This window comes from Streptomyces jumonjinensis (assembly GCF_009600885.1).
GTDB lineage: Bacteria > Actinomycetota > Actinomycetes > Streptomycetales > Streptomycetaceae > Streptomyces > Streptomyces jumonjinensis.
Genome location: NZ_VCLA01000022.1, coordinates 21249 through 34204, shown reverse-complemented (window position 1 = coordinate 34204; position 12956 = coordinate 21249). Strand labels below are relative to the sequence as shown.

The following is a 12956-nucleotide window of genomic DNA, read 5'->3' as shown; positions in this document are numbered from 1 at the left end:
CTCGTTCAGCCCGGCGCGGCTCCCGTTGCCCGGAGCCCCCGCTCGCTCACGCGCGGAAGGTCCAAGTGGCCGCGCTCCCGCGCATAAGGTCAGCGGCGGCTCAGCGGCCAGGCCGCCCGGTGTTCGGAGCGCCCCTCGCCGTACTCGTACGCCCCCGGCTCCTCGTATTCCTCCGGCTCCGCGTGCTCTCCCGCGTACCGCGCACAGGCGTCGGTCAGGGTCTCCAGCAGGGTCAGCGGGTCCGGCAGCGGGTGTTCGGGGCCGCGGACCCAGTGCACGCCGTGGTCGCCGGGGAGCCGGGCGGGCGGCACGAGCACATAGCTGCCCCGGCAGTGCCAGCGCAGGCCCGGGTGCTCGTCCATGGTCTCGGGACGGCAGTCCAGCTCACAGGGCCACCATTCGTCCTCGTCCTCGGGCGTGCCCCGGGTGGCGGTGAAGAACAGCGCCCGCCCCTCCTCGCCCTCTCCGGTGGACTCGGCGACCGGGCCGACCTCGACGCCCTGCTCCAGCAGCCGTTCCAGCGCGGCCCGGCCGGCCTCCAGCGGCACGTCGAGCACATCGTGGACCATGCCGGTGGCGGTGATGAAGTTCGCCTGGGGCTGGTCCTGGGCCCAGCGCTGGATCTGTGCGCGATCGGTGGTCGACTGGGTCTGCCAGGCGAAGGAGACGGGGTGCCGCCCGGGGATCGGACAGCCGATGCGCTCACAGGAGCACCGGTAGGCGACGGGGTAGGCGGCGGGCGCCAGCGGCATGCCGGCCCCGGCGACAGCGAGCAGCAGTTCCTCACGGCGGGAGTCGTCGGCCTCGGTGTCCTTGGGACGCCTGCGCAGCCACTGGGGCAGGCGGCTCTCCCAGCTGGGTCTGTTCTCCGTGCCGCTGTACCGGCCTCTACCGTCGCCCATCTATCCCCTCACACCTCACGCTCGCCCCACGTGGTCTCTACCATCGTCCCACCATCCTGCGGTGTGGGTAGCCACAGTTCTCCACCGGGGGGCGGCGGCCGGGGGGCTCACAGAGGCGGAACGGGCCGGACAGGGGCCTGCGGGGGGCGGACGGGGTCAGTCACGGGGCGCGAGCCCGGCCAGCGCGTAGTCGACCAGGGCGTCCGCGTACTCATGGGTGAGCGGGAGGGTGCGCATCAGCCAGCGGTGGGTGAGCGGGCCGACCAGGAGCTCCACGGCGATCCGGTGGTCGATCCCGGCGCGGAGCTGCCCCGCGGCCTCGGCGGAGCGCAGCCGCCGCACATAGAGCTGGAGCGACGGATCGAGAAGCTTTTCGACGAATTGCGCCCCGAGCTCCGGGTCGACGATCCCCTCGGCGGCGAGGGCGCGGGTGGGCGCCTCGTAGACGGGGTTGTTCATCTCGTCGACGGTGGCCCGCAGCACCAGTCCGAGATCGGCCGCCAGATCCCCGGTGTCGGGGAAGCCGGTCTCGCCGCCGGCGGCCTGGTCGGCGAGGTCGAGGAACGCCTCCATCAGCACGGCGGCCTTGGAGGGCCACCAGCGGTAGATCGTCTGCTTGCCGACTCCGGCGCGGGCGGCGATGCCCTCGATGGTGGTACGGCCGTACCCCAGCTCGGCGACGAGGGCGAGGGCCGCGTCGTAGATGGCACGCCGGGAACGTTCGCTGCGGCGGCTGGAGTCGGGCCGCTTGGTCCCGTCCGCCGGGCCGCCGGGGGCCTGGGTGTCGTTCATGTCCCTCAATCTACCAATATCGAAGTCGAGACGTTTCGTCTCACTTCAGGGGCGGCCCGAGGGTCGGCCCGAGGGTCGGCGGCCCTTCTCTCCGGGAACTGACGAAGCCGGACAGCGGTACCGAGCGCATCGGCCGGATTGGCCCCACCATGGTGCAACCACGCAGACCGCGTGTTCCCACCGCAGTCGACTGTGAGGAGCCCTCCTTTGAGCTCATCGCTTCGTCACGCATCGCCGCGTCGCTATCTGATGTGCCCACCCGCGCACTTCATGGTGACGTACTCCATCAACCCGTGGATGGATCCGGCGAAACCCGTGGACCTGCCGCTGGCCATGACCCAGTGGGAGGACCTGAGGGACCGCTATCGCGCGCTCGGCCACACCGTCGAGCTGCTGGAGCCGCTGCCCGGACTGCCCGACATGGTCTACGCCGCCAACGGCGCGACCGTCGTCGACGGCCGGGTGCTGCTCGCCCGTTTCGCCCACCCGGAACGGGAGGGCGAGGCGGCGGCCCACCACGACTGGTTCCGCTCGGCCGGGTACGCCTCGGTCCATGAGCCCGCGCACATCAACGAGGGCGAGGGGGACTTCGCGGTCACCTCGTCGTATGTGCTCGCCGGGCGGGGATTCCGGTCGAGCCCGCTCTCGCACGGCGAGGCGCAGGAGTTCTTCGGCAGACCGGTCATAGGTCTCGATCTGGTGGACCCGCGCTACTACCACCTGGACACCGCACTGTCCGTGCTCGACGACGCCACGGACGACGTCATGTACTACCCCGGCGCGTTCTCGCCGGGCAGCAGGGCCGTCCTGGCCCGGCTCTTCCCGGACGCGCTGCGGGCCACGGAGCGGGACGCGGCCTTCCTCGGTCTCAACGCGGTGAGCGACGGCCGCCATGTCCTGCTGCCGCAGGCGGCGGTGGGGCTGTTCGAGCCGCTGCGGGACCGGGGGTACGAGCCGATCGGGATGGATCTGGGCGAACTGCTGAAGGGGGGCGGCAGCGTGAAGTGCTGTACGCAGGAGCTGCGCTCCTGAGGGCCCGCCGAGCGCGGAGGCCCCCGGCGGAACGGTTTGTTCCGCCGGGGGCTTCCGGTCGCTCCGCGGGGCATGGCTCCCGCCCCCGGCGGGAGCCGCTACTCCTGCTCCCCGGGCGGGGGCCAGGGGTCGCCCCACTCCGCGTCCCGTGACGCCTTGTACAGGGCTCCCCGCCGCTTGGTCACGGTCTCTCTCGTCAGCGTCTCGTCCGCCGCGCAGAGATCCAGCAGCACCAGCCCCTTGCGGATCTGGGGCCTGCGGACGATACGGGCGGTCACCGGGGTCACCGAGGTCATCGAGGTCACCGGGAAGCGGGTGGCCGCCACATAGCTGAACTTCTCGTCCTCGTAGGGCAGCGATCCGCCCTTGACCTGCCGGTGCAGCGAGGAGCGGCTGACGCGCGCGGCGAAGTGGCACCAGTCCGAGCCGGGCACGATGGGGCAGGCGGCGCTGTGCGGGCAGGGGGCGGCGACGGTCAGGCCCGCCGCGATCAGCCGGTCACGGGCCGCGATCACCCGTGCGTAGCCGTCGGGGGTGCCGGGCTCCACGACGACGACGGCCGAGGCGGCGCGCGCCGCCTCGTCGATGACGGCGGTCCGGTCGCTCTCGGTCAGCTCCTTGAGCACATACGAGATGGTGACGAGATCGGTGCTCTCGATCCGGAGCGACGCACTGATACGAGCGCGCTGCCAGCGCGCGGCGCGCAGGGCGGGCGCACCGGAGGCGGCGGCCAGCTCCCGCCCGAGCGCGAGCGCCGGTTCGGCCCAGTCGAGCACGGTGGTGCGCGGCCCGGGATCGCCGTCCGGCCCCGGGGTCTCGCCCTGCCATGCCTCGGCGACGGCCCAGCTCGCCGCGCCGGTACCGCCGCCGATATCGGTGTGGGTAGCGGGGACCCAGTCCGGCGCGGCGTCGCGGAGCGCGGCGAGTGCGGACCGTACGGCCTCGAAGGTCGCGGGCATCCGGTACGCGGCGTACGCGGCGACGTCGGAGCGGTCCCGGAGCACGGGGGCGTCGGTCGGGGTGGTCCCGCGGTAGTTGGCGATCAGCCGCTCGACCGCTTGGGCGGCCTGGGTGGGCGGGAGCCCGTCGAGCAGCCCACCGAGGGCGTCGCGCAGGGCTTCCGCCGTGGGAAGGGTGGAAGACACCGATCGATTCTAGGTCGTCTCCGCGGTGACCGGGGCACCCGGCCGCCCGGTCCCGGCCGCTGGGTCCCCGACGGCGTCAGAGCTCCGCCGGGCCGCGCCGCCAGGGGCGGCACAGCCCCAGGAAGCACCCCAGCGCGGTGAGCGCGCAGCTCAGCTGGACCACGGCCATCGGAACGGCGGTCGACTCCCCCGCGATGCCCACCAGCGGCGACGCGATCGCGCCGATCAGAAACGAGGAGGTGCCCAGCAGCGCGGAGGCCGAGCCCGCCGCGTGCGGGGTGCGGGTCAGGGCCAGCGCGTTGGTGTTGGGCATCACCAGCCCCATCGCGGACATCAGCACGAAGAGCCCGGCCGCGACGCCGAGCAGCCCGGGATCGCCGAAGACCCCGGAGGTCATCAGCAGCAGCGCGAGGGCCGCCAGCGCGATCACCGCGAGCCCCGCGCCGAGGGTCTTGTCCAGGCTGACCCGCCCGACCAGCACCCGGCCGTTGAACTGGCCGGCGGCGATGAGACCGAGGGAGTTGACGGCGAAGAGCAGGCTGAAGGTCTGCGGGGACGCGCCGTAGATGTCCTGCACCACGAACGGCGAGGCGGAGATGTACGAGAAGAGCGCGGCGAAGGCGAGCCCTCCGGTGAGCACGTATCCGGTGAAGGCGCGGTCGGCGAGCAGTCCGCGCATCGTGCGGAGCGCCTCGCCGACGCCGCCGGAGTGCCGCCGCTCCCGGGGCAGGGTCTCGGGCAGCCGTCTGAGGACCACCAGGGTGAGCAGCGCTCCGACGGCGGCCAGCACCACGAAGATCCCGCGCCAGTCGGTGAACCGCAGGATCTGCCCGCCGATGACGGGCGCGATGACCGGCGCGACACCGGAGATCAGCATCAGGGTGGAGAAGAACCGGGCCATCTCCACGCCGTCGTACAGATCGCGCACCATGGCCCGGGCGATGACGATGCCCGCGGCCCCCGCGAGTCCCTGGAGCAGCCGGAAGGCGATCAGGAGCTCGATGGTGGGGGCGAAGGCGCAGATCATGGTGGCGACGGCGTAGACGGCCATCCCGATGAGCAGGGGCCGGCGGCGTCCCCACCGGTCGCTCATGGGGCCGACGACGAGCTGTCCGAGCGCCATGCCCGCGAGGCAGGCGGTGAGGGTGAGCTGGACGGTCGCGGCGGAGGCGGAGAGGGATCCGGTGAGGACGGGGAGCGCCGGGAGGTACATGTCCATGGAGAGCGGCGGGAGTGCGGTGAGCCCGCCGAGTACGAGTGTGACCAGCAGCCCGGCCCGCCGCGCGGCTCCCGGGTCTCCGGGCGGGCCGGGGGCGGCCGGGGCCAGGGCCACGGCGGGCGCCGGAGTCGCGTCGGGCGGTATGTGTCCTTCTTCGGTGGCTCGGCCGCTCTCCGGCTTCGGCATTTAGCTCTCCGTATCGTTGAATCCTTTCCTATGCTCTCAGCTCGGCGCGGAGAGCCGGGACCTTTATCCGGGGGTCGCGGGCCGCACGGGGCGCGCGTCGCGGGGCGCGCGGCGCGGATCCGGCGGCCCGGGACCCCCGAGAAGATCTACGCCGGTTTGAGCCCGGGGTCACCGGCCTCGGTCACGAAGGACGCCGCCGTACGGACGGGCGCCCCTGGCGTGGTGACGGCGTCGACCGTCCGGTAGTCCGCCTGGGCCCGCTCCTCGCCCAGGGTGATCCGCACATAGCCCCGGCGGCCGTTGTAGAACTTCAGATGCGGATTGGCCCGGGTGAGGTTGTCGTAGTTGGCCGGCCGGTCGGCGCCGTTCCGTCCGCTGGTGACGGAGGTGGCGGTGATCTCGGTGCCGAGGGTGCGCGAGCCGGGGTCGTCCCAGTCCTCTTTGAGGTCGAGGCCGTAGCCGACGTGCACATCCCCGCTGAGGATCATCAGATTCTCCACCCCGGCCGCCGCCGCCCCGTCGAGCAGCCTCCGGCGCGCGGCGGGATAGCCGTCCCAGGAGTCCATGCTGAGCCGGTAGGCGTCGGTGGGGGCGTCGCGCCGCCGGGAGAAGACCACCTGCTGGGGCACGACGTTCCAGCGCGCGGTGGAGCGCTCCCAGCCGTCCAGCAGCCAGCTCTCCTGCTCCGCGCCGGTCATGGTGCGCTCCGGGTCCTCCAGCTCGGGTCCCGGGCGCTGCCAGCCGTCGCCGTACAGCTGGTCGGAGCGGTACTGCCGGGTGTCGAGGACGTCGAACTGGGCCAGCTGCCCGAAGCGCAGCCGCCGGTAGAGCCGCATATCGGGACCCTGTGGCCGCTGGGGCGGGCGCAGCGGCTGGTTCTCCCAGTACGCGCGGTAGGCGGCGGCGCGGCGGAGCAGGAACTCCTCGGTGGGCACGGTGCCGCCGTCGGGATCGTCCCCGGCGTAGTTGTTCTCGGTCTCGTGGTCGTCCCAGGTGAGGATGAAGGGGTGGGCGGCGTGCGCGGCCTGGAGGTCGGGGTCGGAGCGGTAGAGGGCGTAGCGCAGCCGGTAGTCCTCCAGGGTGATGGTCTCCCGGTTGAAGTGCGCGGGCAGCCGGCGGTCGGTGTAGTTCCGGGCTCCGCCGACCGCGTTGACGGCGTACTCGTAGAGGTAGTCGCCGAGATGGAGGACGGCGTCGAGCTCTTCGTCGGCGAGATGCCGGTACGCGGTGAAGTAGCCGTCGTGGTACGCCTGGCAGGAGACGGCGGCGAGCGAGAGCGCGGTGATCGGCGCGGAGTGGGCGGGGGCGGTCCGGGTCCGTCCGACCGGGCTGATCCAGTCTCCGGCGCGGAAGCGGTAGTAGTAGACGCGGTCGTCGTCGAGGCCGCTCACATCGGTGTGCAGGCTGTGGTTCAGCTCGGGGTGCGCGGTGGCCCGGCCGCGTGCGGCGATCCTGGTGAAGTCCGGGTCGTGGGCGACCTCCCAGCGCACGGTGTACCTGCCTGGGCGCAGTCCGCTGCCGGGCTCGTAGGGCCGGGGCGCCAGCCGGGTCCACAGCAGGATGGAGCCGGGCCTCGGGTCTCCGGAGGCCACGCCGAGGGTGAAGGGGTCCTCGGTGATGCCCTTGGGGTCGAGTTCGGCGGCGTGGGCGGCGCCGGGCAGCCCGGTGCCGAAGGCGAGGGCCGCCGCGGCGGCGAAGGCGCCGGTGACGATGCGCCGCCGCCCGACGCCGGCGGCTCCGGGTACGGCTCCGGGGTGCGCGGCGGCGCGTCCCCGCGTACGGCTCGGATCCTCCGCGTCGATGTACCGGGCGATCCGGCGGGCGGCGGCGCGGAGTTCGGGTCTGTGTGCCTGTCTCATGGACGTGCTCCCCTTCTCCTGACGGCTGGTACCTCCGCATGGGAGTAGGGACCGGTGAACGCGAATTGTCGAGTACACGACATCCACAAGGCGGCCGGATGAGTTCCCCGTGTACGGCCCGGGTCTACGCCGCGCCGGGCCGGGTCTACGCTGCGGGGGCATGAACGCTTCTGCGAAAGTCGCCGTGGTGACGGGTGCGGGTTCGGGCATCGGCCGGAGCGTCGCGCTGACGCTCGCCGACGCGGGCTGGTCGGTGGCGGCGGCGGGCCGCCGGGCCGGAGCCCTGGCGGAGACGGCATCGCTGACCGGCGGCGATGTCCTCCCCGTCCCCACCGATGTGACGGCGCCCGCCGATGTTTCCAGGCTCTTCGAGACGGTGTGCGGCCATTTCAACCGAGTTGACCTGTTGTTCAATAACGCGGGGGTGTTCGGACCGGGCGGAGTCCCCTTCGAGGAGCTCTCCTACGACGCCTGGCGCGCGGTGGTGGACGTCAATCTGACGGGTGCGTTCCTCTGCGCCCAGGCCGCTTTCCGGGTGATGAAGGGACAGTCTCCGCAGGGCGGACGGATCATCAACAACGGCTCGATCTCGGCGCATGTGCCGCGTCCGCACTCCGCTCCGTACACCGCCACCAAGCACGCGATGACCGGCCTGACGAAATCGCTCTCCCTGGACGGGCGGGCCTATTCGATCGCCTGCGGCCAGATCGACATCGGCAACGCGGCGACGGAGATGACCCGGGGGATGCGGACGGGGGTGCCGCAGGCGAACGGGGAGACGGCGGTGGAACCGGTGATGGACGCGGCCGACGTGGCGCGGACGGTGCTGCATATGGCGGAGCTGCCGCTCGCGGCGAATGTGCAGTTCGCGACGGTGATGGCGACGGCGATGCCGTATATCGGCAGGGGGTGACGCCGCCTCTGCCGGCAGGGGGTGACGCCGCCTCGCGGTCCACCCCGCCGGGGCATCCCCAAGGCGGCCCGGCCATGGGACGCTGACCGGCATGGATCACACTGCCCTCGACCCGATCCGGGACCCGGCCTGGGACCCGATCCGGGACGCGACCTGGGACCCGATCTGGGACACGGTCGACCGACTCCGCGTCCGGCTGGACGAGCGGAGCACCCGCTCACCCGAGGAGGAGACGCCGCTGCGACCGCTGTGACTCCTGCGACTCCTGTGTCAGCGGCTTGTCAGTGAGATGTCAGTGACGTGTCACTTACTGGTCAGCGGTGGACGGCACACCCGCCCGTCCACCGCATCCTCACGCCCGACAGGGGTGGGCACACCACCGCCCGGGGATGCCGACGACACAGAGGAGTGCACTGCATGAAGTCGCCAGCGACCCCCGCCGGAGGCAGCACACGGAGCCGGCTCACCGGACGAATCCTGCTGGCGCTGTCCCTGACCGCCGGCCTGCTCGGCTTCGGCGTCACGACGGCTGCCGCACCCGCCGAGGCGGCCTCCGGACAGCTGAACATCGTGGCCGCGCACAGCGGGCAGTGCGTCGAGGTCGCCTCGGCCGCCGACGGCGAAGCGGTGCGCCAGCAGCGCTGTTCGGACAGCCCCCGGGCGCTCTGGTCCATCCGCGCGTCCCCCGTGGCCCGCGACGCCTACCAGATCGTCAACGCGTCCACGGGCAAGTGTCTGCGCGTCAAGGACTCCAGCGCGGCGGCCGGGGCCGCCATACAGCAGGGCGCGTGCGACCGCAGCGCCGGCGCGTCCTTCCGGATGGGCGACGCGGGAGAGGCGGCGCTGCTGAAGCCGCTGACGTCGAGCCCGGCCAAGTGCGTGGAGGTGAGGCGGTCCTCGCTCGCCGAGGGTGCTCCGCTGCGGCAGTGGAACTGCACCGGTCAGCCGGGGGCCGGCTTCATCCAGCGGTCCCAGCCGGCCCGCGATACGACGATCGTCAATGTGAACAGCGGTAAGTGCCTCGCCATCCGGGACTCCGATGCGGGGGACGGCGCACGGGTCGTCCAGTCGAGGTGCACCGGCGACCCGGACCAGCGCTGGTATGTGACGCCCGCCCTCGGGGTCTCCGTCGCGCTGCGCAACGCGGCCACCGGCAAGTGCGTCCAGATCGAGCAGGCGAGCTACGACGACGGCGCACGGGCCGTCCAGTCCAGCTGTCTCGTCTCCCGCCCGCAGTCCTGGGTCACCGAGCAGATGGGCGACGGTTCGACCCGGCTCGTCAATCTCCACAGCATGAAGTACCTGGGGATCGCCGGCGAGAGCGAGGCCGACGGCGCGGAGGCGCACCAGGGGCCCGACACCTACGGGCCCGCCCAGCGGTGGCGGCTGTCCCTGTAGAACTCCCTGTAGGACTCACTCGGTATGGCCGGTGGCCCCTCCGCTCGCGCGAGCGGAGGAGCCACCGGCCGCACGTCATCTCCCCTAGAAGACGCTCAGGCCGTAGAGGCCGAGCGGCCTGACGACCGGCTCGAAGAACGTGGTGCCGCCCACCGAGCAGTTGCCGCTGCCGCCGGAGAGCAGACCGTGTGCGGTCTCGCCGCTGAACAGCGGGCCCCCGCTGTCACCGGGCTGGGCACAGGCGTTGGTCTGGATCGTGCCGTAGACGATCTGGCCGTTGCCGTAGTTGACGGTGGCGTTGAGCGCGGTCACCGTGCCGGTCTGGTACCCGGTGGTGCTGCCGCTGCGCTCGATGCGCTGCCCGACCGCCGGGGTCGCGGCGTTCACGATGTCACGGTAGGTCCCGTTGTAGAGAGAGACCCGGCCGTCCGCGTTGGCGCCGTTGGCGTGCTGGATGACGCCGTAGTCATTCGTGGGGAACTGGCCGGCGACCACAGTGCCCAGTGTGCCCCCGGCGAAGGTCCAGTTCGGCCGGCCGTTGGTGCAGTGGCCCGCCGTGAGCGCGTAGTACACACCGGCCCGGACGACATTGAAGCCGAGAGAGCACCGCACGCTGCCGGAGTAGATCGCCTCGCCGCCCGCGATGAAGCGGGTGAGCTCACCGGGCGTACGCTTGATCTCCAGCCTGCCCGCCTGCGCGCCGGCCGCCTTCCTGATCTCAGCGATCTCGGCGGCCGAGACCGTCGAGTCCACCGTCACGACGACCTTGCCGGACTTCATGTCGGTGTACCAGGCGGTGCCGCCGACATCGGCGTCGTGCACTCCGTCGCTCGCCCGGGCGAGCTGGACGGCGGTGGCCTTCGCGCCATCGCCCGCATCGCCCGTATCGGCCGCCGCGGTGGGAGCGGCGAGCGCCGAGACGGCTATCAGGCTGAGCGTGACGGCGGCGAGACGAACACGTCCGGCGACGGGACCTGAAGACAAGAGCCTCTTCATCTTCACAAATCCTCCGAGGATCTGGGGCCCGTTCGGTGTCCGGGCCCTGGAGCTACGCGGCGGACGGGCTCATGGACCATGCGGCGGTCATGGACCATGCGGCGGGTCATGAACCTGCCCATCACGTGGTACGGATCGTGAGGTCCCCGCACGGTCCGGACAAGCCCGGCTTTTGGTCGCACTACGCGCGTCATAAGGGCAGAACGTGGCCCATGGCGGGAAGACGATGTTGTTCGATTTTCGACGGGGCGTGTCCGGGGTGATGTGTTCGAAGACAGCGGCCCACACCTCGCGGACTTCTGCCGGATTCCGGCGAATTGCCGTTGGATCCCGGTCACGAGAACGCCGCGTGAAGATCCCGTTCCGCCTGAACTATGCCGCTGTCATGCGACGTTCGCTGACCAACGCACACTTGACAGCCACGCAAGGCCGAAACGTGACGGCCTGAAGCACTCGATCCCCACTCCTTGTTCGTGTGCGACAAACACCGGTCAGGCCCTTCCGGTACGCCGGTGCAGCGCGGACCAGGCCGGCGCACCGGGGACGTGCTGGAGAATTCCGTACGAGACGGGGGAGAACAGGCGGCCGGATCGCGCTGTCCGGATGTGGGTGCGGCGATATCCGGTCGCCTTGCCCCACCTTTACGGTATGAGTCGATTGCCCCTCTTCGAACACCATGCCCGAGTGTCCGGTTCTCGCTGGCACGCCCCTCCCGGACCGCCATTACCCGCCATGTGAGCAGGCCCAGCCCCATCCCAACTGGCCGGAGAACGGCGTTCGCCCTCCCCGTCACCGCGTCTCCGGCTCCGCCCGCTCGTGCCTCTTCTCCGGCTCCGGCCGCTGTTCGCGTGCCGCGACGCCGTCCAGGGACGATCGGCCGGCGTACTCCCGGAGTCCGGCGAACCAGACGAGAACCGTGCAGGTCACGACCATGAGGCCGAAGCAGAGGAACACCGGACGCGGATCACCGCCGTTCATGCCCGCGAGGAGTCCCGCGGCCATCGCGCCGACCGGGCCGGCCATCAGAGCCGCTGTGCGGGCGGTCGCGGTGACCCTGCCGAGCATCTCCCTGGGCACCAGCTCCTGCCGGATGCTGCGGATCACGACCACCGCGAGAATCGATCCCCCGCTCACCACCAGATTGAGCGCGGCCAGCGGGACGAGCCCGCCGACCAGGCCCATCCCGGCGAGGCCCAGCCCGAGACAGCCGGCGCTCACGACCACCACGGCGAGCTGGCGTACGGGGACCGCGAGCCGGGGTGCGGCGATCGCGCCCAGGAGGCCGCCGAGACCGCCGAGGCCGACCACGACGCCCAGGGCCGCATCGGAGAGGCCCAGGAAGTTCTTGGCGTAGAACGGGGTGAGGGTCCCCACCGCGATGAAGAAGTTGGCGGTGGTCTGCAGACAGGTCAGCAGGAGGATCAGCCGGGCCCCCCGCAGAAAGCGCAGCCCGTCCGCCACGTCCTGGCGCAGCCCGCGCAGCGCGCCGGCGAGCTTCGCGGGACGGCCGGGAGCGGGTGTCGCGCCCGGGCCGGCGACGACGAAGACCGTCACGAGCGAGAGGAGATAGGTCGCCGCGTTGCCGAACAGCGCGGCGTGCAGGCCCACCGTGGCGCTCAGCAGACCGAAGACGCCGGGCCCCACGACGAGGGACGCCTGATTCGTGGTCTCAAGCCAGGAGTTGGCGCGCAGCAGACGTTCGCCCCGCACCAGATCCCGCACGGCCACCGCCAGGGCCGTATCGAAGAAGACGCCCGCCCCCGAGGCCGCGAAGGCGAGGACCAGCGCCATCCACACCTGGAGGAGGCCGGTCTGAGCGAGCAGCGCGAGGGCGAGGAACGCGGAGAAGCGGACGATGTCCGTGGTCAGCATGATCAGACGCGGGTTGAGCCGGTCGACGATCGCGCCCGCGATCAGACCGAACAGCAGATAGCCCACCGTGCGGGGTGCGGCGGCGAGCGCGGCGGCGAACGGGTCGTCGGTCAGCTGAAGGACGACCAGGGGGACGGCGAGGAAGGCCAGTCCGTCTCCCATGAGGGAGAACACCTTGCCGCCGAAGAAGATCGCGAAGCGGGACCGCGACGGCTGATCCCGTGGTTCGGCGGTCCGCACGTTCTCCTGTGTCACCCCTCCACCTCCCGCTGAGCGCTGTGGCCGCCCCGTGGCGTCCCGGGGTCGGTCGTCCGGGACCTGCCAGGGCTTGGCCCGGGGTCTTTCGGCCAGGTCCTGGCGGGGCTCGCCCGGCTCGCGTATCCCGGCCGGCGAGCCCCTGGCCGCGCACGTGCCACGTACCGCGCACCGCGCACCGCCAAGCCGACCCCCGCGCCCGGAACCTGGGTCAGTCTGCATGAACGGAGGAGGCGAACACGCAGATCGGCACTGGTGTAGTCACGCCTGTCGCAAAGAGGACAAGGGTCGCTGTCCTGATGCGAGGGCGGATGCCGCCCGACCGCGCCGGCGCACCCGTCCCGGAGCGCGACCGCCCCGTCCGACCGGGGGGTTCTCGTCTTCGCG

General features: G+C 71.8%; 11 protein-coding genes. 4 read left to right on the top strand and 7 right to left on the bottom strand.

Features of this window, described 5'->3' with window-relative positions; all coding sequences use genetic code 11:
* Window positions 1–89 precede the first annotated feature (89 nt).
* Both FF041_RS02620 and FF041_RS02615 read right to left on the bottom strand, forming a co-directional pair.
* Complete coding sequence (locus FF041_RS02620; protein WP_228386156.1) at window positions 90–902, bottom strand: bifunctional DNA primase/polymerase; 813 nt, start codon at window positions 900–902, stop codon at window positions 90–92.
* Window positions 903–1058: 156 nt separating this feature from the next.
* A complete protein-coding gene (locus tag FF041_RS02615) occupies window positions 1059–1694 on the bottom strand; it encodes a TetR/AcrR family transcriptional regulator (RefSeq protein WP_153520838.1) in 636 nt (211 codons plus the stop codon).
* A gap of 207 nt (window positions 1695–1901) precedes the next feature.
* On the opposite strand from FF041_RS02615, the gene ddaH reads away from it, so the two are divergent.
* A complete protein-coding gene (gene ddaH / locus FF041_RS02610) occupies window positions 1902–2726 on the top strand; it encodes a dimethylargininase (RefSeq protein WP_407698098.1) in 825 nt (274 codons plus the stop codon).
* Window positions 2727–2824: 98 nt separating this feature from the next.
* Here ddaH and FF041_RS02605 read toward each other — a convergent pair whose 3' ends face one another.
* From FF041_RS02605 to FF041_RS02595, 3 genes are all read right to left on the bottom strand, one after another.
* Window positions 2825–3871 carry a small ribosomal subunit Rsm22 family protein gene (locus tag FF041_RS02605; RefSeq protein WP_323391035.1) on the bottom strand — a complete coding sequence of 349 codons (1047 nt, stop codon included), beginning with the start codon at window positions 3869–3871 and terminating at the stop codon, window positions 2825–2827.
* A gap of 76 nt (window positions 3872–3947) precedes the next feature.
* A complete protein-coding gene (locus tag FF041_RS02600) occupies window positions 3948–5276 on the bottom strand; it encodes a Bcr/CflA family multidrug efflux MFS transporter (protein ID WP_153520837.1) in 1329 nt (442 codons plus the stop codon).
* 146 nt (window positions 5277–5422) lie between these two features.
* A complete protein-coding gene (locus tag FF041_RS02595; RefSeq protein WP_153520836.1) occupies window positions 5423–7135 on the bottom strand; it encodes an alkaline phosphatase D family protein in 1713 nt (570 codons plus the stop codon).
* A 160-nt stretch (window positions 7136–7295) separates the two neighbouring features.
* On the opposite strand from FF041_RS02595, the gene FF041_RS02590 reads away from it, so the two are divergent.
* The 3 genes from FF041_RS02590 to FF041_RS02580 all read left to right on the top strand — a co-directional run bounded on the left by FF041_RS02590 (window position 7296) and on the right by FF041_RS02580 (window position 9446).
* Window positions 7296–8048 (top strand): SDR family oxidoreductase, encoded by a 753-nt coding sequence (locus tag FF041_RS02590; protein ID WP_153520835.1) that lies wholly within the window; start codon window positions 7296–7298, stop codon window positions 8046–8048.
* Between the two features lie 91 nt (window positions 8049–8139).
* The gene (locus FF041_RS02585; RefSeq protein WP_153520834.1) at window positions 8140–8301 is read left to right on the top strand and encodes a hypothetical protein; all 162 of its coding nucleotides are present in this window, start codon (window positions 8140–8142) and stop codon (window positions 8299–8301) included.
* A 164-nt stretch (window positions 8302–8465) separates the two neighbouring features.
* Window positions 8466–9446 (top strand): RICIN domain-containing protein, encoded by a 981-nt coding sequence (locus tag FF041_RS02580; protein ID WP_153520833.1) that lies wholly within the window; start codon window positions 8466–8468, stop codon window positions 9444–9446.
* Between the two features lie 84 nt (window positions 9447–9530).
* Here the strand turns inward: FF041_RS02580 and FF041_RS02575 are convergent, their stop codons facing one another.
* Both FF041_RS02575 and FF041_RS02570 read right to left on the bottom strand, forming a co-directional pair.
* Complete coding sequence (locus tag FF041_RS02575; protein WP_407698097.1) at window positions 9531–10448, bottom strand: S1 family peptidase; 918 nt, start codon at window positions 10446–10448, stop codon at window positions 9531–9533.
* Between the two features lie 783 nt (window positions 10449–11231).
* Window positions 11232–12569 carry an MFS transporter gene (locus FF041_RS02570; protein ID WP_194291911.1) on the bottom strand — a complete coding sequence of 446 codons (1338 nt, stop codon included), beginning with the start codon at window positions 12567–12569 and terminating at the stop codon, window positions 11232–11234.
* Window positions 12570–12956 lie beyond the last annotated feature (387 nt).

Bases quoted from the DNA above. Each gene is read 5' to 3' on its own strand.
- FF041_RS02620 (WP_228386156.1), bottom strand. From the start codon at position 902: ATGGGCGACGGTAGAGGCCGGTACAGCGGCACGGAGAACAGACCCAGC.
- FF041_RS02615 (WP_153520838.1), bottom strand. From the start codon at position 1,694: ATGAACGACACCCAGGCCCCCGGCGGCCCGGCGGACGGGACCAAGCGG.
- FF041_RS02600 (WP_153520837.1), bottom strand. From the start codon at position 5,276: ATGCCGAAGCCGGAGAGCGGCCGAGCCACCGAAGAAGGACACATACCG.
- FF041_RS02595 (WP_153520836.1), bottom strand. From the start codon at position 7,135: ATGAGACAGGCACACAGACCCGAACTCCGCGCCGCCGCCCGCCGGATC.
- FF041_RS02590 (WP_153520835.1), top strand. From the start codon at position 7,296: ATGAACGCTTCTGCGAAAGTCGCCGTGGTGACGGGTGCGGGTTCGGGC.
- FF041_RS02585 (WP_153520834.1), top strand. From the start codon at position 8,140: ATGGATCACACTGCCCTCGACCCGATCCGGGACCCGGCCTGGGACCCG.
- FF041_RS02580 (WP_153520833.1), top strand. From the start codon at position 8,466: ATGAAGTCGCCAGCGACCCCCGCCGGAGGCAGCACACGGAGCCGGCTC.